Raw genomic sequence first — 19,834 nt, 5'->3', positions numbered from 1 at the left:
TTCACTGGCACAGGTTTTCAAACCTGCGCCAGTGAAATGGTGGAGAATACTCCTTTCCCTCTGGGAAACCACAGCATACGTAACAAACCTGAGAATCCTTAATTTAAATCCGCGCCTGATATGTGTAAAGCTGGTAATACCTTCCTTTCTTCTCCAGCAGTTCTTCATGTTTTCCCTGCTCTGCAATGTTACCCTGTTCGATTACCAGAATCTGATCGGCCTGGCGGATGGTGCTGAGGCGGTGGGCAATGACAAAGGTGGTGCGTCCCTGCATCAGTGTCTTGAGGCTAGCCTGTATCAGGCTTTCGCTCTCTGTATCCAGGTTAGAGGTCGCCTCATCCAGGATCAGGATGCGCGGGTCCGCCAGCACGGCCCTGGCTATCGCGATGCGCTGCCGCTGGCCTCCCGACAGCTTTACACCGCGTTCCCCAATCAAAGTATTCAGGCCCTCCGGGAACCGGTCAGTGAACTCCTGCACGTGGGCTGCTTTTACGGCCTGCTGTACCTGCTCTTCGGTGGCATTGGGGCGTGGGAAGATGATGTTTTCCCTGATGGTGCCTTCAAACAGAAAGTCGTCCTGCAGCACGACGCCCAACTTGCTCCTATAGCTCTGCAGGCTTATTTTCTGCAAGTCGTGGCCATCTACTGTAATGGTGCCGCAATCCGGATTCAGGAATGAAGCAGCCAGCCCGGCAATGGTAGTTTTCCCTGAGCCGGATGTTCCCACCAAAGCAGTAACAGAACCGGCAGGCGCCTTGAAGCTGATTTCCTTCACTACTTCTTTTCCTTCCTCATAGGCAAAAGACACCCTGTCAAAGACGACATCGCCGTGTATATGCTCCAGTTTTAAGGTCCTGTGTCCGCCATCATCTTCCAGAGGCGTGTTCAGAATTTCTTCGGTACGGTCTAGCCCGGCGAATGCTTCTGTAAACTGGCTCCCGATGTTGCTCATCTGAAGTATAGGCGCAATCAGGAAACCCAGGAAAAGCGTATAGGACACAAAATCGCCGTATGTAAGTTCACCGTTCATGATCTGGTAACCACCTATCCCCATAATGCCTGCCGAAGCAAGCCCCAGTAACAAGGTAGCCGCACTGGTTACCAGGCTGGTGGTGACCAGGCTTTCCTTCACGTTCAGGAAAAGCCTGGTAACGCCCGCTTCAAATATTTTAATCTCCTGCGCCTCCGCGTTGAATCCTTTTATCACGCGTACGCCCCCCAAAGTCTCTGTCAGCCGCCCGGTTACTTCTGCATTGATGACGCCGCGGTCCCTGAAAATAGGCCTTATTTTTCCGAAAGCCTTTAAAGAGATGACACCGAAAATAGCGACAGGAATTAAAACAAAGGCGGTCATCAGCGGGCTGATATAAATAAGCAGGCCCAGGCAAATAAGCGAAGTGAGCACCCCTCCTATCATCTGGGCAAAACCTGTCCCAACCAGGTTTCTTACGCCTTCCACATCCGTCATAATCCTCGAAACCAGCTCACCGGTTTTTGTATTGTCGAAGAAACGGATGGGAAGCTGAATGATGTGCCGCTGCACCTTCGCCCTTAGCTGGGAAATGAGGTGCTGCGCTTCTACACTCAGTATTTGCGTCAGGGCAAAGGACGTGACAGACTGGATGACAATAGCTGCTGCCACTGCCAGGATCAGCCATTTCAGCATCGACATGTCCCTGTTCGGAATGACATCATCTATCAGATATTTGCTGGCGCCAGGTACCACCAGGCCCGCCAGGCGGCTGATGATGATCAGGACCAGCCCAATACCGAGGTACTTTTTCCGGGGCCAGATGATGGTTTTGAACACCTGGCTGACGGTTACATTCTTAAGCTTTTTTGATTTCGCCATTTATTTAGGAAAGACAACGATTACAACAGGTGTTAACCGAACTTGTTTTTGCTTCACCCTTTAGCGCCCACCCCTACTTATTGATGTCAGCAGTATGACCCTCCTTTCTACATAAGACTTCAGGAAAGCCACCAGGCAGAAAGTTCTATCTGTGAACAAGTCCCCCTTTGAAGGGATGAATCGCTTCATTTTAAGAGTATGAAGTTGATTTACTGTCATTCTGTTAAGGAACCTGATAGAAATAGAGGGCCCCTACCCCCGGGAGGTTAAGCTTTCGCGACTCGCCCACAAGATCCTTAACAGGATGACAAATATGTAGAATGAGACGATTTCTACCCTTTGAAGGAAGGCTACTGCACGGCTCATGTACTTCAGGCACCATAAAATTCACTGCGTCTGTTTTAGCCACACCTCGGTAAACTGTGAATATAGAATATAAACTAATGTGTTTGTCACTGCTGGCGCGAATCACCCTTTTTTTGTCGCTTTTGTACCATCTGTTTATATGGTGGCAGGAGATGAGATAAGCACAAAGAACAATAAGTTATGGAGGTCGCACCATATAAAGTTGAACTTAAAGCGCCTTTATATCTTTCTATTACTACGCGCATGTTCATAGTTTGTCCTTTTCGAATCAGAACGAAAAAAACATGCTCCCACTCGCTTACATGCAAGCTTAACAGCATTCACATCTTAAGATTAGCTCCCCATGAAATTCAAAATAAAAATTACCGACGCCACCACAGTAGAGGAAATAGCTAGCTATTGGTCGACGGAGGATTATATTCAGTTACTTGAAAAATTTAACTACCCGGATGCAGCAAATGCGGCAAAAGACACCTTAAATGAGCTGCTCCTGATGGCTATCACGGACTATGAGCCAAATGAAGCCGCCGCTATCTTTCTGGAATACAAACTCAGCGACCACCTGAACGACGGCCAGATACAGCAGATTTCCAACGATATGTTACTGGACAAGGTGGTGGAGGAATATCCTGAGATCAGCCTGCATGCTACCTTATTTCATATCAATCAGCTCTTGTACAAGGCTTTCAACGGCAAATTCCCCAACACCAAGGCCACAGTTATTGATTGCAGCTTCACAGCTTCAGAAGAAACCAGTGAAGCTGCATATCCAAAGGAAATGGTTCTGAAATTACTGGGTGCAGGTCTTTCAGACAGGAATCTTGTTAATAGGCTGTTTAGTGAGCAGATGGCAGGAAATAAACCTTTCCCGGAAGCGGATGATATCCTGTGGGAACTCAAGCAGACGGATGGAAACCACTATAAAATCCTGACTTCAGAGAACTGGATAAGCAAAGACGACCTGACTACAAATGAATTTGAAGCAGAATACGAGAAAGCTGAGGTTCTGGAACAGGAATAATCAGAAAAGAAAAGCTGAATTCCTTTCAAGCAAAGTTCAAATACCTATACGCTTTTCAGGCTATCTGCTGCCTGCACAGGTATAAGCTGGGGTACAAAAGTTTGGGGATGAGCTATTGGCTTACTTTCCAAACCGCTCCCTGGCACCGCCTTCCGTTCCGGAACGGCAAGGTTTGAAAGTTCAGGATAAAAGGGTGGAATGACCTTTGGTTCTGTTTGCGGCTCTTCTTCAAAGCTCAGTAACAAGGCGAGGGCGCCACATAGAACACCCATTATGAGTATTGTGCCAATAAAAAAAATAACTATCGCCATAGATAAGACGTGTGGTGCAGGGTGATGATGAATCCTTCTAAAATATATAGTATTAATATATTTAAAACAAATTATTCCCTTTCCTTTTTTTCATGTACGTGGTCAGAATAAACGCAAAAGCCCTTTCCTGCAGGAAGGGGCTTTTGCGTTTATTCTCAAACAATGAAAAGTGTACGGGCTCAGGTCTCGCGGACACGGGAAGCCAGTAGCCTGAAAATCAGGTACAGTACAGCGAATATGACCATCGCTATCAGAGTCCAGAATTTTTTCCGGTTCTTTTCCTGCCAGAAATCACGTTCAACCTCTGTTTTCTTTAGCTGCTGCCTTGTTTCACTATGCGCTACGGACTCTTCATTCAGTTCTGCCAGCAAGGCATCCAGTCTGGCAGTGTCTGGCAGGAGAACTGTTTGAGTAATGCGAACAGGAAGACATTCAGGGCAGTCTCTGGTACGCGGAACTGGCACATACTTCGTTCTTTGCTCCGGCACTGGCCATGGTGTTAGCCTGCCGGGCACAATCAGCTGCTCCCTTTCTGTGGCAGGGGGAGGTAGTTGCGGAGAGAGCTTTGCGGGGAAATGTTTGGCAGCATAAGCTTTCCCATACTCCTCCGTGTACGCTGTGTTTTTATCCACGTATTCCGCCAGTTCTTCCGGGTTTTTGTCAAAGAATTTCTCAGCCCCACGTTGTGTGGCGCAGGAGCACAGCAGCATTAGCACGAATATCAGTCTTGTGAGTTGCATAACGCTTGTCTTTACTGAAGTAAAGCTGGGCACCAACAAAACGGGTTATTTGCTGTGCTGTTCAAGGTTATGCTCCTGAACAGAGCCAACCGGTGCCAGGCATCTAAAGGACTTCAGGAACTCAAAATACGAATACTTATTGTATTTTATTCAATTCCTCTACGGTGAAAGCCCTTTGGCGGTCACTTAAACGCTGCCTTACTTTGGTAACCTCCTCAGCAGTAATTTTACTGGCGTCGTTTTGCCACGATTTCCGGATGTAGCTGAGCAGCTGCGCCACGTCTTCGTTAGGCAACGATTTGTCATAGCCAATACCCGGCATATCGCCATTTATTTCCGGCGCTTTATACAGGTGGCCGTTTACTGTTACCGGTCCGGTCAGGCCATATAACACAATGGATACCAGTTTGTCTTTGTCGCCTGTTACCCACTCCGATTTGTTCAAAGGAGGCGCCAGGCCTTTGACACCATTGCCGTCTGCGCCATGGCACGTCTGGCAGGACCGGGTATACATCGCCACACCTTTCGGAAACTCCTTTAGCAGCGCTTCCGGGCTCCGGCTTGCGCGGGCATCTCTGATATTTGTTACCACCCGCGCCAACTGCTTGTTTATGGTATAGGCAGTATCAGGCGCCAGCGCCAGTAGTTCTTCCTGGAACGCTTCTTCACGGCCCTGCAGGTTGCTTATAACGGCATCGGCTACATATTCATTTGAAGGGTACTTCTGAGCTACTTTTTGTAACAAGTTGTTCGCTGATACCTTGTCGAATGGCTGGATGTGGTTTGCAAGGAATGCCACATAGGGTGCTGCCAGTGTATCGTTGCTGGCTACCAGTTGCTCCAGCACCGGCACATATTGCTTGTAATTTGCCTTGTTCAGCACAGAAGGCAACGCAGTTAATGCCTGCATCCGTAAAGGCCATACTGGCTGCTTTAGCAGGGCAAGTACCTCTTCAGACTTCAGTGCTCCCAATCCTTCCAGTGTCCAGAGTGCGTGCATTACCTGCAGGGGGTTGTCTGTCTCTTTTACTGCCTGTCGTAAAGCCGGGATAGCTTGTGTAAAATTTCGGTCTATGAGCTTTTGCTGCGCATTGTCCCGCACCCATCCATTTGCATGCCCCAGCAGTTGCACCAGTTGCTCAGGAGCATCCGGCAGCGTCACCATTTTAGCCGTCTTGTTTTCAGGAACAACCTTGTAGATGCGACCATAGCCTAAAGGCTGTGTTAAATTCCGGAGGGCTATTTCATTTTTGAGGTAGGGGGTCAGGTACGTTTTATGCTGGATAATACCGCGGTACATGTCAACGATGTACAAGGCTCCGTCCGGACCGTTGTACAGGTTTACCGGCCGGAAACGCTCGTCCACGCTTGCAATGAACTCTTTCCCCTGGTACGCCTGCTCACCGCCTGTAACATAGCCGCTCTCGCTCAGGATATTGCGCTTGATGAGGTTACCCGCTGGCTCTGCCACAAAGGCGTTCCAGGCATAGGTGTCCCCGAACAAATCGCCCCGGTACACTACCGGTCCGTTGGCAGCGGTAAAATTCACCAGGCGCAGGCTGTCATCTAAAACACCTTCCATGTACCCCCTGTTCACGCCGGGGGTAGGCCTGATGGGGTAAACCTTGTTATTGGCTACTATTCTTTCGTTGTAGCCGGCAACACCACGCTGGTTTTTGTTTGTAGCGCCAAAACCCGGCGCGAAGTAATCGCCCAGCACGTTAGAAGGGTTGGTATTGTAGTAGAGCCGGCCATAATTATCCTGGGTAATGCCCCACTGGCCCCGGAAGTGCGTTGGCTCTATCAGCCACTTGTCTCCAACCTTCCGGTAGCGCTTGGTCGACTTGGCGTTGTAAATCCAGTTATCCATGGCCCGGAAAAGCCCATTAGGCTGGTGCTCCACGTTGCCCCCTACTGCATAGGCATCATCGACCAGTGTTTTTTTGCCTGGCTTGCCGTTGTTTATTTCGTAGTACCACAAGTATGGCGGCTCCGCCACCAGGATGCCATTGTCAATAAGGGCTATAGCTCTTGGCAATACCAGCGAATCCAGGAACACGGTCCGTTTATCTGCTACACCATCTTTGTCTGTATCTTGCAGAATAGCAATCTTACCACTCGGGATTTCCTCCCCGGTTCCGGCCGTATCGGGCATATAGCCTTCCATTTCCACCACCCACATGCGCCCCTCATCATCAAAGGTCATCGCAACGGGAGCAGTTACAAGGGGCTCTGAAGCTACCAGTTTCACCTCAAAGCCATCAGCTACCTGCATCAGGCCGAGCGATGCTGCAGGAGAGACAACAGGAGATGAATCAAGGCTAAACTGGGCAGCCAGGGGTTTGCTTCCTTCTTCCAGAGTAGCCGTAGCCTGTTCAGTGTTATTCGTTTTGCTGCTTTGGCAGTAAACCAGGAAACACGCCATGACCAGTAGAAGAAAGGGATACAGATATTTTCTCATTGTTATTAATTCAATTCAGTTTAGCAAGTAAGGCGACAGAATGGATAAGGATAAAGCCCGCTCAAATTATACTTAAACCCACCCCTGCTGCTCCCCGAAGGGAACCACACATGCAGGGAGAACTCTCCTCCTTAGAAGGGCAGGTGATTATGTATGCTCTTCACTTTTACCATCAGTCTTTCAAACAGATAACGTTCTTTTAGGTTTTTTCCTCTCCTACAACTCCAGCGGCTTCATACTTTTAGTGAGCAGGTGTATAATCAGCCAGGCCAGCAGGTAAGCAAAACCGCAGATGATGAACAGGATGTTATACCCGGCACCAATGTTCCCGAGCACCTCGTAATAATTCAGAAGCCAGCCTACGAACAAAGGGAAAAAGGTAGAGGCAATGGAGCCAGACATACCTCCGATGCCCACAACAGAACTGACGGCTCTTTTAGGTACTATATCCGAAACTATGGTAAAGATATTCGTGCTCCAGGCCTGGTGCGCGGCTGCCGCCAGACTGATAATGCCTACAGCCACCCAGATGTCTGTCGCGTACCTTGCCGTCATGATAGGCAGCACCACAAAAGCCACAATGAGCAGGGTGGTTTTCCTTGCTTTGAGCACCGGCCACCCCCGCTTAATGAGGTGAGATGACAAGTAGCCGCCGCCAATACTGCCAAAGGTGGTTGCGGTATACACAACTGCCAGCGGTAGGCTTGGCTTGGTGAGATCCAGGTTAAAGGTGGTAGCAAAATAGGATGGCAGCCAGAACAGGAAAAACCACCATATCGGATCAGTTAACACTTTGCCCACAATAAACACCCATGTTTGCTTTACCTGGAGCAGGCGGCTCCACTTTAAGGAACCTGCTGTTTCTGTTAAGGCGGGCTCATTATCAATGTGAATAAAAGCGTATTCCTCAGGCGTTATTTTTTTATGGCGGGAAGGAATTTCATACATGAACCACCAGAATATCAACCAAACAAATCCCAAAGCCCCGGTAATGATGAAGGCTTCCTGCCAGCCATATGCACCCAGGATCCAGGGCACCAGCAGCGGGGCGGCTACTGCTCCAATGCTGGTCCCGGAGTTAAAAATACCAGTAGCCAGAGCACGCTCTCTTTTCGGGAACCACTCCGCTACCGCTTTTACAGCTGCCGGAAAGTTACCGGCCTCTGCCAGGCCCAGCAAGCCCCTTACAAGGCCAAAGCCCAGCGTGGAGCGGGCCGCGGCATGTAGCATAGCGGCAATACTCCAGACAACCACAGAAATGGAATAACCCAGCTTCGTCCCTATCCTGTCGATGACACTGCCGAATATGACATACCCTATAGCATAGGAGGCAGAGAAAAACATGATGATGTACCCATAGTCGAGCTCCGTCCAGTTAAACTGCGCTTCGAGGGTCGGCTTCAGCAAGCCAATCACCTGCCTGTCGATGTAGTTGATGGTGGTGGCGAAGAACAGCAGAGCGCAGATGACCCAGCGGTAATTGCCCACTTTCGCTTTTTCTGTTAACCCGGTGCCGGTATCGGTTAGTTGCGTTTTTCCCATGGTATGAATCTGATTTCTGTTGATATGGTGTTAAATCTGCGTCTGTTGCTTTCGTGGTGCTATTTGATTGCTGCCTGCTTTCTCCTCAAAATGTCCTTCGATTTTTGTTTCTCTATTAAGGGGATTGATATTAATCACACCTGTGATCCATCATCAATTTACTCTTTCTGAGGCTACTTCTAATCAAGCCACAGCAATTTAGTACTCCCAGCCGCCTCTCATCCCCTACCCCCTTCAAAGGGGGACTTTTTCGCAGTTATTGCGAGACGTCTTTATAGTATAGTAATGGCTACTTCCGCTCCTTTTCGCTCCGAGGAGACATAGCCGGCGTAGATAGTAGCAATTACATCGGCGGCCAGGCTGCTGTTGCTTTCTACCGGCTCGCCATAGGCAGCAGACTTATAGAAAGCGTCCATCTCGTGCTGGTAGCCGGCAAACCAGGCTTCATCCGGCGACATAGACGACCAACCTTGCTTCGTTTCCGTTTTCTCGACCACGTATACATCTTTGAAATAATGCTCTGACGGAGTATAGGCTTGCATGGCATTGTTAGGGTGAATATTACAGATGGTGCGGTGGTTGTTGGTGTTTACCTCTATCCAGTTATGCACCCCGCCCAATACCAGTTCGCTTGCAAACACATCAGCAATAGTACCGTCTTCAAACACAACATGCAGTTGGGCGAAGTCTTCAATGTCCTTATAGATTGTTCTCAGGTGGCCTTCATCCTTGAAAGTTGGCATGCGGGTGATGGCATGGGTTCGCGCGGAGATCGACTGCGGCCGGATAGGTTTTCCATCGCGTGCCCGCCCTTCCACGTGCTTCAGGTAGATGGCCGCAGATAAAGGATGGCAGCCTTTCCCGATCATGGATCCGCCACCGGAAAGCTTCCACTGCCCATAGGCTAAAGAATGCGATCCTGAATGGGATTCTTCGCCATGCATCCAGATGATCTGAGCACCTGTTTTCTCCAATACTTCCCGCTCTTTCTGTATGGCAGGGGCATAAACCCAGTTCTCCGCATACATAATCACGCCTTCGCTTGCCTTCTCCGCCTCCAGCATCCTGCTGATGCTTTTCAGCGTTTGTTCCAGTCCCTCTTCCCGCGAGAAAGTATCTCCACTGAAATGCTCACTCCCATCGCCAAAGTAGCCGGTAAACGGCTTCTCCACAATAACATGCTTGTTCAGTTTTAATGCGGCTACCACAATAGGCTCATGCGTCACAGGCGGTGTGCAGACATGAATCACATCAGACTGCTCCATCAATTGCTCCAGACTGTCGAAAGCTTTCAGGTTACGCTGTATTGTAAATGCCTGCAGGTTACCCGGGGATGGTGAGTATGCGCCGACAATTTCCACTTTCGCACTGAAAACACGCTGCAGTGCTTCGTAATGAAATTTGGCGGCGAAGCCTGAGCCAATTATTCCGGCCCGTACAACTTTCTTTTCCATAGTGTTTGTTAATCTTTATTTTCTTCAAGCCATTCGTAGCGCGCGCAGCATCGCTGTTGTCTGCTATTCCGCGATTCCGGCCACTTTGCTCAGGTGAAACTTTTATAACTGAGTTTGAAAGAACCCACCCCTACCCCTCCGAGGAGGGGAATACACTCGTGTAGAGATTCCCTTCCCCGGAGGGGTAGGGATGGGTTTACACTACCAGGTATTTATCATCCGGTTTTGGCAACGCAACTTCATTTGTATTTCACAGCCAGCGGCCTCACCATACCCAGCACAAGTTAAAAGACTCGGACTATACTTAATTAAAAAGTAAAATAGTTCTTAGCATTATGGTAACTGATGTCCTGCACCATCTTTCCTATCCACGGAAGGTCAGCAGGCAAAAGCCCCTGCTCTATGTCATCTCCGAACATATTGCACAACAGCCTTCTGAAGTACTCGTGCCTTGGGAATGATAAAAAGGAACGGGAGTCTGTGAGCATACCAATGAAGCAGCTGATGAGGCCCATGTTAGACAAGGTGTTCATCTGGTCTTTCATACCTTCCAATTGATCCAGGAACCACCAGCCAGAGCCGAACTGTATTTTGCCTCTTATACCGGGGCTCTGAAAATTGCCTGTCATAGCGGCAAAAGCAGCGTTGTCAGCAGGATTTAGGTTGTAGATAACTGTTTTAGCAAGGCTATCTTCTTTTTCTAAAGCATTGAAAAAGGCAGACATGCTAGACGTCTGCGGGAAATCGCCGATGGAGTCGTAGCCTGTGTCCGGGCCGTTCACCTGCAGCATGCGCGTGTTGTTGTTGCGCAGCGCACCCAGGTGAAACTGCTGCACCCATTCCCTCTGATGATACATCCTGCAAAGCTCCATCAATACCAGATTTGCAAACTCCTGCTCGTGCGCAGCAGCGTCCTGGTCGTCTCCGTTCACAACGGAAGAAAATACTGAGTCGAGTTTCCCGCTGCTGGTGCTGCTAAAAGGCATGAACGACAAGCCATGGTCTGAAACGCGGCAGCCGTTGGCATGAAAATAATCCACCCGCTGCTGCAGCGCCTCCAGTAAGGTATCTATACTATTAATAGCCACTCCGCTGGCTTCAGAAAGCTTTTGGAGATAGCTCCTGAAAGCCTCCCCTCCTGCTAAATTTAAAGCCTTGTCTGGTCGGAAAGAAGGCAGCACTTTTATGTTGAAATCGGAGGTGGCTATTTGCTGGTGATACTGCAGGTTGTCGGTTGGGTCGTCGGTGGTGCCGACCATTCTCACATCAAAATGCTGCAGCAAGCCTCTTGGAGTATATTCCGGCTTCTGTAAAAGGTCGTTACAGTGGGCATACACCTGCAGCGCATTTGCCTCCGACAGCAGTTCTGTTACACCAAAAGGGTTCTTCAGCTCCATGTGCGTCCAGTGGTACAAGGGGTTGCGCATGGTGTGAGGAACAGCTTTCGCCCAGGTCAGAAACTTCTCTTCGTCTGTGGCATCGCCTGTGATATTTTTTTCATCTACTCCCAGCGTCCGCAGCGCCCGCCATTTATAATGATCGCCCGCCAGCCAAATATCCGTCATGTTGGCAAACGTTTTATTCTCTGCTATGGCCTTTGGCGATAAGTGGCAGTGGTAATCTATGATTGGCTGGTCCTTCGCGTACTCGTGGTATAGCAACCTTGCTGTTTCTGTTTGCAGCAGGAAATCCTCACTCATAAAACTGTTAGTCGGCTGCAGGTGCCGGCGCTTTGCAGCAGCGGGCGTAACCAGGCTTTCTTCCTTCATAGGAGTATTCTTTATTTGTCTGACATCGTTCTTTCTATACCCATTTCCAGTCCCCGCAACTCTGCAAGCCCCCGCAGCCTGCCAATGGCAGAATAGCCGGGGTTGGTAACCTTGTGCAGGTCATCAAGCATCTGGTGGCCGTGGTCTGGCCGGAACGGGATGGGCTGCTCCCGCTTACTGTTAATGGTGATGAGCTCTTTCATCACAGCATACATATCCACATCACCCTCCAGGTGATTGGCCTCGTAGAAGTTTCCAAATTCATCCCGCTGTGTACTGCGCAGGTGCACAAAATAGATGCGGTCTGCAAACTGCCGCACTATTCCCGGCAGGTCATTGTCTGGTCTCACGCCAAAAGAGCCTGTGCAGAAGCACAAGCCGTTGCTCAGTGAAGGGACAGCCTGCACCAAAGCTTCCACGTCGGCGGCAGTGCTCACCACCCTTGGCAGCCCCAGAATACTGTAAGGCGGATCATCGGGATGTATTACCATTTTCACACCAGCTTCCTCGGCTACCGGAACCACCTCCTGCAGGAAATGTATCAGGTGCTGCCGCAGTTTGTTTGCATCGATGCCATCATATGTATCCAGCGCCTGCTGAAACTGCGCTACCGTAAAGCTCTCTTCACTGCCCGGAAGGCCTGCGATGATGTTTCGTTCCAACAGCAACTTCTCTTCTCCGCTCATGGTCTCAAACCGCTGCTTTGCCCGTTCCAGGTCCTGCTCCGAGTAGTCTTTCTCAGCACCTTTTCGCTGAAGTATAAAAACATCAAAAGCAATAAAAGCAGCCTTTTCAAATCGCAGTGCTTTAGAGCCATCTTCTACTGTATAGCTTAGGTCGGTCCGGGTCCAGTCCAGCACCGGCATAAAGTTGTAGGTAACGATATAGATACCGCAGGCGGCCAGGTTCCGGATTGACTGCTTATAGTTTTCTATGTATCTTCTAAAATCACCGGTTTGTGTTTTGATTGCCTCGTGCACCGGCACGCTTTCCACCACGCTCCATACCAATCCAGCAGCCTTCACTTCCTCTATCCGCTTTTGGATTTCCTCTACCGGCCACACTTCGCCATTGGGTATGTGGTGCAGTGCAGTAACGATATCGGTGGCGCCGGCCTGCCCGATATCCTGTAATGAAACCGGGTCTTTGGGACCAAACCATCTCCAGCTTTGTAACAGTGGCATATTTTTGTTTAATTTTTCCGTTCGAATTAGCTTAAACTCCGCTAAAGGCATTAAAACCACCATCTACCAGCAGTGTTTCCCCACTCACAAACTTAGATGCGTCGCTTAGCAGGTAGATGAGTGTGCCAGTCAGTTCTTCAGGGTCGCCGAGCCGCCGGAAGGGAGTGTTGTTGATGAATTTCTGTGCTCTGTCGGTATAGCTTCCATCTGAATTCAGGAGCAGCGTTCTGTTCTGCTCCGTCAGGAACACACCGGGCGCAATGGCATTCACCCGCACCCCATCGCCATAGCGCTGTGCCAGTTCTACTGCCATCCACTGGGTGTAAGCCTCTACAGCCTTTTTAGCTATGGTGTAGCCTAAGACTCTGGTAAGTGGACGTTGCGCCGTTAGTGAGGAGATGTTTACAATGGAGCCTTTTCCTTTTTCTGCTATCACCCTTCCAAAGATCTGTGTGGGAATGATAGTACCGAACAGGTTGAGATCTACCGCCTTTTTGGTGTCTTCTACTCTGGTGTCAAACAGGTTTTGGTCTGGCATAACAGTGGCTCCCGGGATGTTGCCGCCGGCAGCATTCACGAGGCCGTCAATTGTTCCCCATGCCTTAAGTATTTCCTCTTTTGCTGCCTGCATTTGCTTTTCATCCAGTACGTCACCCAGCACCGCCATGGCCTCTCCGTCAGCTTCCCTGATAGCGGCCACCCGCTCATCGGCTCGCTCCTGGTTACGCCCTAGTATGGCTACTTTCGCGCCGGCCTTTCCTATGGCAAGCGACATGGCTTCGCCCAGAATGCCAGTGGCACCTGTCATCACAATGACTTTGCCTGCTAATGAAAACTGCTCTAATCCACTCATATATGTTCTCTTTATGATAATCAGGCCCGGCCTGATAAGATGTTTTGTTTCGTAGCATCCTCACAATCGATTGCAGATATACTGTATAACAATGCCTCTGCTCTTTTGCTTACTACTTTGAATATACCTAATAGCTATCAGCTGAAACTAAAGCTTTACTGGACTTCCGTTTTATCAACTCTATTGGTGTGGTAAGCGATATAAGGCTTCTGCCAACAGTTACTTTTTGCCGGACTAAATCCAGGATAAGCCTTGCGGCGTGCTCGCCCATCTCATATGGAAACTGCTCCACTGACGTAATAGACGGCCGAACAATTTGCACGCGCGGATCATTTGAATAACCTGCCAGTTTTAAATCTTCAGGCACATTCAGCTTCATCCTGCTTGCATACTCCATCACCGCAATGGCAGAAGTGTCGTTGCTGGCAAAAACTCCATCCGGATAGGGCTTTTCCGCAAACAGCACCTGGCATGTCTTCAGGGCATTTTCATGCGTTAACTCCTGGAAGAACACCAGGCTCTCGTCCAGCGCGACATTATATTTTTTGAGTGCATCCTGGTAGCCGGCGTAGCGTCCACTGTACAGGCTACAGGAAAGCGGCCCGCTGATATGTGCTATCCGGCGGCAGCCCTGGTCCAGCAAGTGGAGCGTGGACTTGTAGCCTCCCTGGTAATCATCGCCCTGTATCTTATGGGCAGAATATGTCTTCGGTACCCTGTCATAAAACACCAGCGGAACATTCGCCTTCGAGAAGACATCGAAGGGTGAAAAATCTTCTGTATACAGCGTAGAGGATACAATCAGCCCCTCTACACGCAAGGCATGCAGCACACTCACCAGCTGCTTTTCCAGCACCGGCGATTCATTTGACTGAAAAATCATCAGGTTATAGTCGCACTTCTGCAGCTCATTCTGAATGGCCGTAATAACCGCCGACTGGAAGTACATGGAAATTCTGGGCACAATCAGCCCGATAATATTGGATTTGCTTTTGCGAAGGCTGGATGCCATGGCATTCAACTGGTAGCCGGCTTTGTCCACCGCCTGCTTTACCCGTTCTTTTGTATCCTCGCTAACGTGCGGGTGGTTGCTCAAAGCCCTTGAAACGGTAGAAGTAGACACCCCGAGTTCCCGGGCTATATCTTTTAATCTGTGCTGCGATTGTCTACTCATGTTTATGCTGCCGTTGTCCCCGTAACCATGTTTGCTTTTAAATATATTAAATTCTAGACTTACCCGTGGCACATAACGTGGCACAGGCGTCGTGTAAAGATCAGGCGTTGTTCTATGTTTTTGATTATCTGTTTTATGCAGGAATCAGAGCCTAAAAGAAACTAAGCATTTTTCTGCGTCCTGTCTGTTAGTTCTCCTCGAGCCTATCAAACACAGGATTGCGGATAATAGACGAACTCATTGCGTTATCCCACAGAAGGTTATTTAATGCTGCGGAACATACTTCTGGTACCGGGCCTTTACCTGCTCAGGAGTAAGGTTATCTCCTGAATGCACCACAACACGGTGCCTGAAAGTAACTGATTCTCCGGCCGAAAGTTTAAAATTTAGCTCCTCTGCCCCATTGCTCATGGCTTCTTGCCCTAAGGGGTTTGCTGCAAACAACCCATAGCCTCGGGCATGCCAGTACGTAGGATACCCGATATTCTGCGGGTTGTCCATGATAACGACTGTTACCGGCTCCTGCCCTATTTTACCGTTTACACTTACCCAGCCGGCACGGGTGCCCCATACATCATCCCCTTTTATACCTTCGCTGCTTTGGTAAAGCCCTGTAATTCCCTCGTTCTTCATCTGTGGAACCGCAGTAGCTTTACCACTGGCATCCGTAAATATCTCAGGACTTTTAGACGGATGCTCCAGTGCTCTGGCTAGCCGAATCGCAATAAGCCCCTCCTTGTTATCCCGAAATAAAACATCTTCTTCAAGCGCCTTCAGGGTTGTGATGCGGTCAATAACACGCGTGTCTCCTTCGCCGCTAAATACGTACCTGGTCTTTTCCAGCAACATGGCCGTACCGTCCGGCTTTTGCCATTCTGCACTTACCTCCAGCTCTGCCTTGTCGCTGCCACTGGTCATTTTATCTACGCTGCGGTGGCGAATGGTGCCAAACGGCCCTTTATGGTCTCCTACATCGTTGGAGTTGTTCCAGAAATCATACCCGTTCACATCGCCGTAGTTGAACCACAGGCCTACGTGGTGGGGATGATCCACCCGCTCGCCCTCCCTTGGTGATAAAGGCCAGCCCCGCGTAATAGTCGTGCCTTTCGATGTTCGTATAGGGTACAAGACCGGCTTCTTTACTTCATCCGGGTAGATGTAGGATGTAAAAGCTTTGCCGTCTATCACAACATCAACCCGTTTGCCTTGCTTGTCTTCCGTTAGCTGGAAACGCTTTGCTTTATTCTGGCCTGTTGCTGTAAAAGCACCGCCCATCATAGTACATGCTATGGCTAAGAAAAGTGAAGCCAGGTTCATTATCCATTTCTTTTCCATATCAGTTTGCTGGCGTTATTACAAAACGTAAGTATTTGCGATTTTCGGAACTGTAATCTTATCTGAAGGTATAGATCACCCCTCCCCGGAGGGCTTAGGAATGGATTTTATTTTAGCACAGGCTTAAATCTAAACAGCAGCTCTTGTACCTCTAGTGAAAACGGTCAGGAGAACGTATTCTGCCTGACCGGCTCCAAAAAAAATGTTATCGGAGATGCTGTTGTTAGCTTGCTACTACATCCTGCTTCGCGTCGTCAAAGATAACGCGTTTGCCTGTTTGCATCGCTACGCGCGTCATGATGTTAGCAACAGAGTGGTTGTAACCTGCCTTCACTGATGCATTCGGCGTCTTGCGGCTGCGAACGCATTCCATCCAGTTGCGCATATGCAGCGACGTCATCGGGTCGCCGCCTGTGTTGGCGTCTGTAGCAACTTTAGTCTGGTCTGGCAGGGTATAATCCGGCAGTAAGTTTGCCTGCATGCCCATATCTTCTGCCATATCTTTCGTTAAGCCACCTTCTGAAGTGATTTTGTTCGTGTCCAGGTTCAGCATGCCGCCATTGGAGTAGTATAGTTCCTTCACGCCACCAGCTGAGTTGCTGAAACGGGAAGAATAGACCACCTGGAAGCCTTTTGCGGCGTCATCTGCCGGACCGTAATCGAACACAGCGGTTAAGGTATCCGGATTCTCCCGGCCATCATTCCACATGTAGATTCCGCCGTTGGCCGCTACGCTGCGTGGATGGTCCAGGCCTGTAAACCAATGCACGGTGTCTATCTGGTGCGACATCCACTGGCCTGGTATGCCGGATGAGTATGGCCAGAACAAGCGATACTCCAGGTACTTTCTTGGGTCCCAGGCTACTTTAGGTCGGTTCATCAGGTAACGCTCCCAGTCAGTGTCTTCCTTCCGGATCTGGCTCACCAACTCTGGTCTTCTCCAACGGCCGGGCTGATTAACGTTCCAGGTCATCTCCACCATCTTGATTTCTCCGAACTTGCCGGATCGAATATAATCGTTTGCTGCAATGTAGTTCGGAGCACTACGGCGCTGCGACCCTATCTGTACGATCCTGCCTGTCTCTTCTACCGCTTTCAGAATCGCACGGGCATCTTCCATGGTTTCTGCCATCGGTTTCTCAAGGTATACATCCTTTCCGTTGCGCACGGCTTCAACGCCCATCAAGGCATGCTGAAAGTCCGCTGTGCTGATGATAACTGCATCCACATCTTTTTTGGCGTACATCTCATCGTTGTTGCGGTACTTTTTAATCTTGGTGCCATGCTTTTCCTTCAGATAGGCTTCTGCTTCATCCCGGCGGCGGTTCCAGATATCAGAAACGCCTGCAAACTCGAAATTCAGTTCTTTTGCATGATTCATCATGGCCGGGTATAGAGAATGTTTGAATCGGTCAGAAAACCCGACTATTCCCACTCTTACCCTGTCGTTGGCACCCAGAATTCTTCCGTAGCTTTTGGCACTAAAGCCCATCCCCATCACGGACAAGCCTACTGTTCCCATCACAGCTTTTTTGATAAAGTCTCTGCGGTTGTTATTATCCTTGTGATCCATCTCTTAATCGTTTTAGTTTGAGCTTTATTTATGATTCAATGCAAAACTGATTTCTGCTCGGGCAGAAAGCCTTCCAAGGCCACTTTACTTCTCCAGCGATAGTTGTTTGGAAGAGGAATGCTTACACCTGGGTTTTCGTCGCCTTATAATTCTTTAATCTTGATGCTTCTGAAGGCAACATTGTTTCCGTGGTCCTGCAGAAGGATGCGGCCTTTTTCAGCCTCCCCAAAATTCTCCCAGACCTTGTATTTACTCTTCGCCACCAGGTCCCGGAACTCTTGAGAGCCTCTCTTGTACTCCAGCACTTTTATACCGTTCAGCCAATGCTCTACTGTGTTATCCGGTTTCACTATCAGGCGTGCCTGGTTCCACTCCCCGATTGGTTTCAGAAAGCGTTGGTTTTTCTCAGATGTTTTCAGGTCGTACAAAGAAGCGAGGGTACGGTTCCCATCGCGGCCCATTTTAGCATCCGGATGCCTTTCATCGTCCAGTAGCTGATACTCCAGGCCTATGGCAGACGCATTGTTTACGTTCTCTTTTTCTGTGACGAAGTATTTGATGCCGCTGTTAGCACCTTCTGTCAGCTTAAACTGGAGCTGCAGGTCAAAGGCATCATACTCTTTCTCCGTCACAATATCACCGCCGTTTACAGATTCGCCACCGCCAGATTCCAGCACCTGCAGCACTCCGTCCTCAATCTTCCAGCCACCTTCCGGAAACTTGTCTTTGTAAGCACCCCGCCAGCCATTGGTTGTTTTACCGTCCCAGAGCATGGTCCACCCCTGTGCTTTCTCCTGCTCTGTGAGGGTGTTCGGCTCCAGGTTCACGACAAAGGCATCATGGCCTTCGCGGTGCTTTAGATCATCTGTTTTGATGCGGATGTTCCGCCACTTTATTTCTTTTCCGGCATCTTCGGCCTTACCAATAGAGTGCACCTGCAGGGCTATAATGCCCTTGGGTGTCATATCATCTACTACTGCCGCAACAGGCACATCGTTGATCCACGTTTTGATGTTATTGCCGATGGCTTCGATTCTGGCTTTGTTCCACTCTCCTTTTTTGAAGGCGGATTGGGCATCCGGGTTCAGCGAAAGCGGGTACAGCCATCCGCGCCGCGCCTCATCATAGATACCCCCGGTCCATTTCCTGTCGGAAGGGTCTAGCTCAAACTGATAGCCATGTACGCGGCCATCCATCACTGCCGGGTCTGTAATACTGCGAAACTGCACACCACTGTTGATGTCGTTGTCCAGCATCACCTCAAACTCCAGGATGTAATCGCCATACTCCTTATCGGTAGCCAGAAAGCTGTTGGGTGAGTCTGTGACGGTAGTGCCTACGATAGCTCCATCCTCTACCCTATAAGGGGCCTTGCCGTTTACCTGCTTCCAGCCCGTCAGGTCCTTGCCGTTGAATAAGTTTGTCCAGCCATTCTCCTGTGCAACTGCTGCACCCTGTGTATTTTCGGCCGTCTGTACAGTTTCGGTAGTATTCACAGCTTCGTTACTCTTTGAAGCGCATCCGTACTGGGCGCAGGTGACAGGAAACAACATAAGCAAAAGTGGCAGGTGACTTCTTTTCATTGTTTTAGGGTTTTAAAATTGAGTTCTTTTCTTTGATTACAACGTTGGCCTACGAAGCCGCTACAAGCTTTAAGGCATTATATTATCTGTATTGCCAGCCACACCTGAGAAACTCGTGAAAAGTGACAGTTTTGCTGACATTCAACTCACAAATGGCGAAAACAACCAATGGGTACCTTGCTAATTTTCTTTTTGGAATCGATTGCAGAAAAGGCAAAAAAAATATGCCTTCTATTTTCACTCCTCACGTGCCTTTCGTTCAAAAAACAAGACAGTGAGCAGTCAATCATTTCTCATGGCATTGAAAGTTAACTAAATATTTTAATATCCCAAATCTTTTTTGTCTGTTATCATGACTTGCGTTAGCGCTCTACAGTTCAAACTATAGTATAGTTAAGGAAACAGGCAAAGTATTTTCATCACATTTAGACACATTTTAATGTCAAATACTTCATTTAAGGGAAATAAAAGGTAAAGAGCGTTTTTAGCTGATGCTGCGCGAAAATCTTAAAAACTGAAAGTGTGCTTTTTGCCTGCTTGGGATTGAAAAGCCAAATCACCGCTTATGTACCCTGGGAGAAAAGGTTCCGCTCCGAAATAATCAGAGGCAACACTA

The 19,834-nt window shown here is 49.1% G+C and carries 13 protein-coding genes; 1 reads left to right on the top strand and 12 read right to left on the bottom strand.

The features are described 5' to 3' along the window. Nucleotides 1-103 precede the first annotated feature (103 nt). Entirely contained in the window at nt 104-1,852 is a 1,749-nt protein-coding gene (locus tag ACFS7Z_RS18740; protein WP_377487815.1) for an ABC transporter ATP-binding protein, read from the bottom strand. Nucleotides 1,853-2,561: 709 nt separating this feature from the next. Here ACFS7Z_RS18740 and ACFS7Z_RS18735 point away from each other — a divergent pair. Beyond that, nucleotides 2,562-3,239, top strand: a complete 678-nt coding sequence (locus ACFS7Z_RS18735; RefSeq protein WP_377487813.1) for a hypothetical protein — start codon at nt 2,562-2,564, stop codon at nt 3,237-3,239. A gap of 490 nt (nt 3,240-3,729) precedes the next feature. On the opposite strand, the gene ACFS7Z_RS18730 is transcribed toward ACFS7Z_RS18735, so the two are convergent. From ACFS7Z_RS18730 to ACFS7Z_RS18680, 11 genes are all read right to left on the bottom strand, one after another. After that, the gene (locus ACFS7Z_RS18730) at nt 3,730-4,290 is read right to left on the bottom strand and encodes a hypothetical protein (protein WP_377487811.1); all 561 of its coding nucleotides are present in this window, start codon (nt 4,288-4,290) and stop codon (nt 3,730-3,732) included. Nucleotides 4,291-4,426: 136 nt separating this feature from the next. Next, the gene (locus ACFS7Z_RS18725; RefSeq protein ID WP_377487809.1) at nt 4,427-6,751 is read right to left on the bottom strand and encodes a DUF7133 domain-containing protein; all 2,325 of its coding nucleotides are present in this window, start codon (nt 6,749-6,751) and stop codon (nt 4,427-4,429) included. A 216-nt stretch (nt 6,752-6,967) separates the two neighbouring features. Next, nucleotides 6,968-8,293, bottom strand: a complete 1,326-nt coding sequence (locus ACFS7Z_RS18720; protein WP_377487807.1) for an MFS transporter — start codon at nt 8,291-8,293, stop codon at nt 6,968-6,970. Between the two features lie 272 nt (nt 8,294-8,565). Next, nucleotides 8,566-9,747: a Gfo/Idh/MocA family protein gene (locus ACFS7Z_RS18715; protein ID WP_377487805.1), complete on the bottom strand. Its 1,182-nt coding sequence runs from the start codon at nt 9,745-9,747 to the stop codon at nt 8,566-8,568. Between the two features lie 308 nt (nt 9,748-10,055). After that, a complete protein-coding gene (uxaC, locus tag ACFS7Z_RS18710; protein ID WP_377487803.1) occupies nt 10,056-11,516 on the bottom strand; it encodes a glucuronate isomerase in 1,461 nt (486 codons plus the stop codon). A gap of 11 nt (nt 11,517-11,527) precedes the next feature. Next, a complete protein-coding gene (uxuA, locus tag ACFS7Z_RS18705) occupies nt 11,528-12,700 on the bottom strand; it encodes a mannonate dehydratase (protein ID WP_377487801.1) in 1,173 nt (390 codons plus the stop codon). Between the two features lie 31 nt (nt 12,701-12,731). Further along, nucleotides 12,732-13,553 (bottom strand): SDR family oxidoreductase, encoded by an 822-nt coding sequence (locus tag ACFS7Z_RS18700; RefSeq protein WP_377487799.1) that lies wholly within the window; start codon nt 13,551-13,553, stop codon nt 12,732-12,734. 127 nt (nt 13,554-13,680) lie between these two features. After that, nucleotides 13,681-14,727 (bottom strand): LacI family DNA-binding transcriptional regulator, encoded by a 1,047-nt coding sequence (locus ACFS7Z_RS18695; protein WP_377487797.1) that lies wholly within the window; start codon nt 14,725-14,727, stop codon nt 13,681-13,683. Between the two features lie 264 nt (nt 14,728-14,991). After that, entirely contained in the window at nt 14,992-16,062 is a 1,071-nt protein-coding gene (locus ACFS7Z_RS18690; RefSeq protein ID WP_377487795.1) for a DUF6807 domain-containing protein, read from the bottom strand. 223 nt (nt 16,063-16,285) lie between these two features. Then, entirely contained in the window at nt 16,286-17,635 is a 1,350-nt protein-coding gene (locus ACFS7Z_RS18685; protein WP_377487793.1) for a Gfo/Idh/MocA family protein, read from the bottom strand. 143 nt (nt 17,636-17,778) lie between these two features. Next, entirely contained in the window at nt 17,779-19,218 is a 1,440-nt protein-coding gene (locus tag ACFS7Z_RS18680) for a 3-keto-disaccharide hydrolase (RefSeq protein ID WP_377487791.1), read from the bottom strand. Between the last annotated feature and the right edge of the window lie 616 nt (nt 19,219-19,834).

Origin of the sequence: Pontibacter toksunensis (assembly GCF_042686245.1) — a bacterium.
In the GTDB taxonomy this organism is placed as follows: domain Bacteria; phylum Bacteroidota; class Bacteroidia; order Cytophagales; family Hymenobacteraceae; genus Pontibacter; species Pontibacter toksunensis.
This window is presented reverse-complemented; position numbering and strand designations above follow the sequence as displayed.

What these genes read in the sequence shown, in the direction of transcription:
- ACFS7Z_RS18740 (WP_377487815.1), bottom strand. Translation starts at nt 1,852, where the DNA reads ATGGCGAAATCAAAAAAGCTTAAGAATGTAACCGTCAGCCAGGTGTTC.
- ACFS7Z_RS18735 (WP_377487813.1), top strand. Translation starts at nt 2,562, where the DNA reads ATGAAATTCAAAATAAAAATTACCGACGCCACCACAGTAGAGGAAATA.
- ACFS7Z_RS18730 (WP_377487811.1), bottom strand. Translation starts at nt 4,290, where the DNA reads ATGCAACTCACAAGACTGATATTCGTGCTAATGCTGCTGTGCTCCTGC.
- ACFS7Z_RS18725 (WP_377487809.1), bottom strand. Translation starts at nt 6,751, where the DNA reads ATGAGAAAATATCTGTATCCCTTTCTTCTACTGGTCATGGCGTGTTTC.
- ACFS7Z_RS18720 (WP_377487807.1), bottom strand. Translation starts at nt 8,293, where the DNA reads ATGGGAAAAACGCAACTAACCGATACCGGCACCGGGTTAACAGAAAAA.
- ACFS7Z_RS18715 (WP_377487805.1), bottom strand. Translation starts at nt 9,747, where the DNA reads ATGGAAAAGAAAGTTGTACGGGCCGGAATAATTGGCTCAGGCTTCGCC.
- uxaC (WP_377487803.1), bottom strand. Translation starts at nt 11,516, where the DNA reads ATGAAGGAAGAAAGCCTGGTTACGCCCGCTGCTGCAAAGCGCCGGCAC.
- uxuA (WP_377487801.1), bottom strand. Translation starts at nt 12,700, where the DNA reads ATGCCACTGTTACAAAGCTGGAGATGGTTTGGTCCCAAAGACCCGGTT.
- ACFS7Z_RS18700 (WP_377487799.1), bottom strand. Translation starts at nt 13,553, where the DNA reads ATGAGTGGATTAGAGCAGTTTTCATTAGCAGGCAAAGTCATTGTGATG.
- ACFS7Z_RS18695 (WP_377487797.1), bottom strand. Translation starts at nt 14,727, where the DNA reads ATGAGTAGACAATCGCAGCACAGATTAAAAGATATAGCCCGGGAACTC.
- ACFS7Z_RS18690 (WP_377487795.1), bottom strand. Translation starts at nt 16,062, where the DNA reads ATGGAAAAGAAATGGATAATGAACCTGGCTTCACTTTTCTTAGCCATA.
- ACFS7Z_RS18685 (WP_377487793.1), bottom strand. Translation starts at nt 17,635, where the DNA reads ATGGATCACAAGGATAATAACAACCGCAGAGACTTTATCAAAAAAGCT.
- ACFS7Z_RS18680 (WP_377487791.1), bottom strand. Translation starts at nt 19,218, where the DNA reads ATGAAAAGAAGTCACCTGCCACTTTTGCTTATGTTGTTTCCTGTCACC.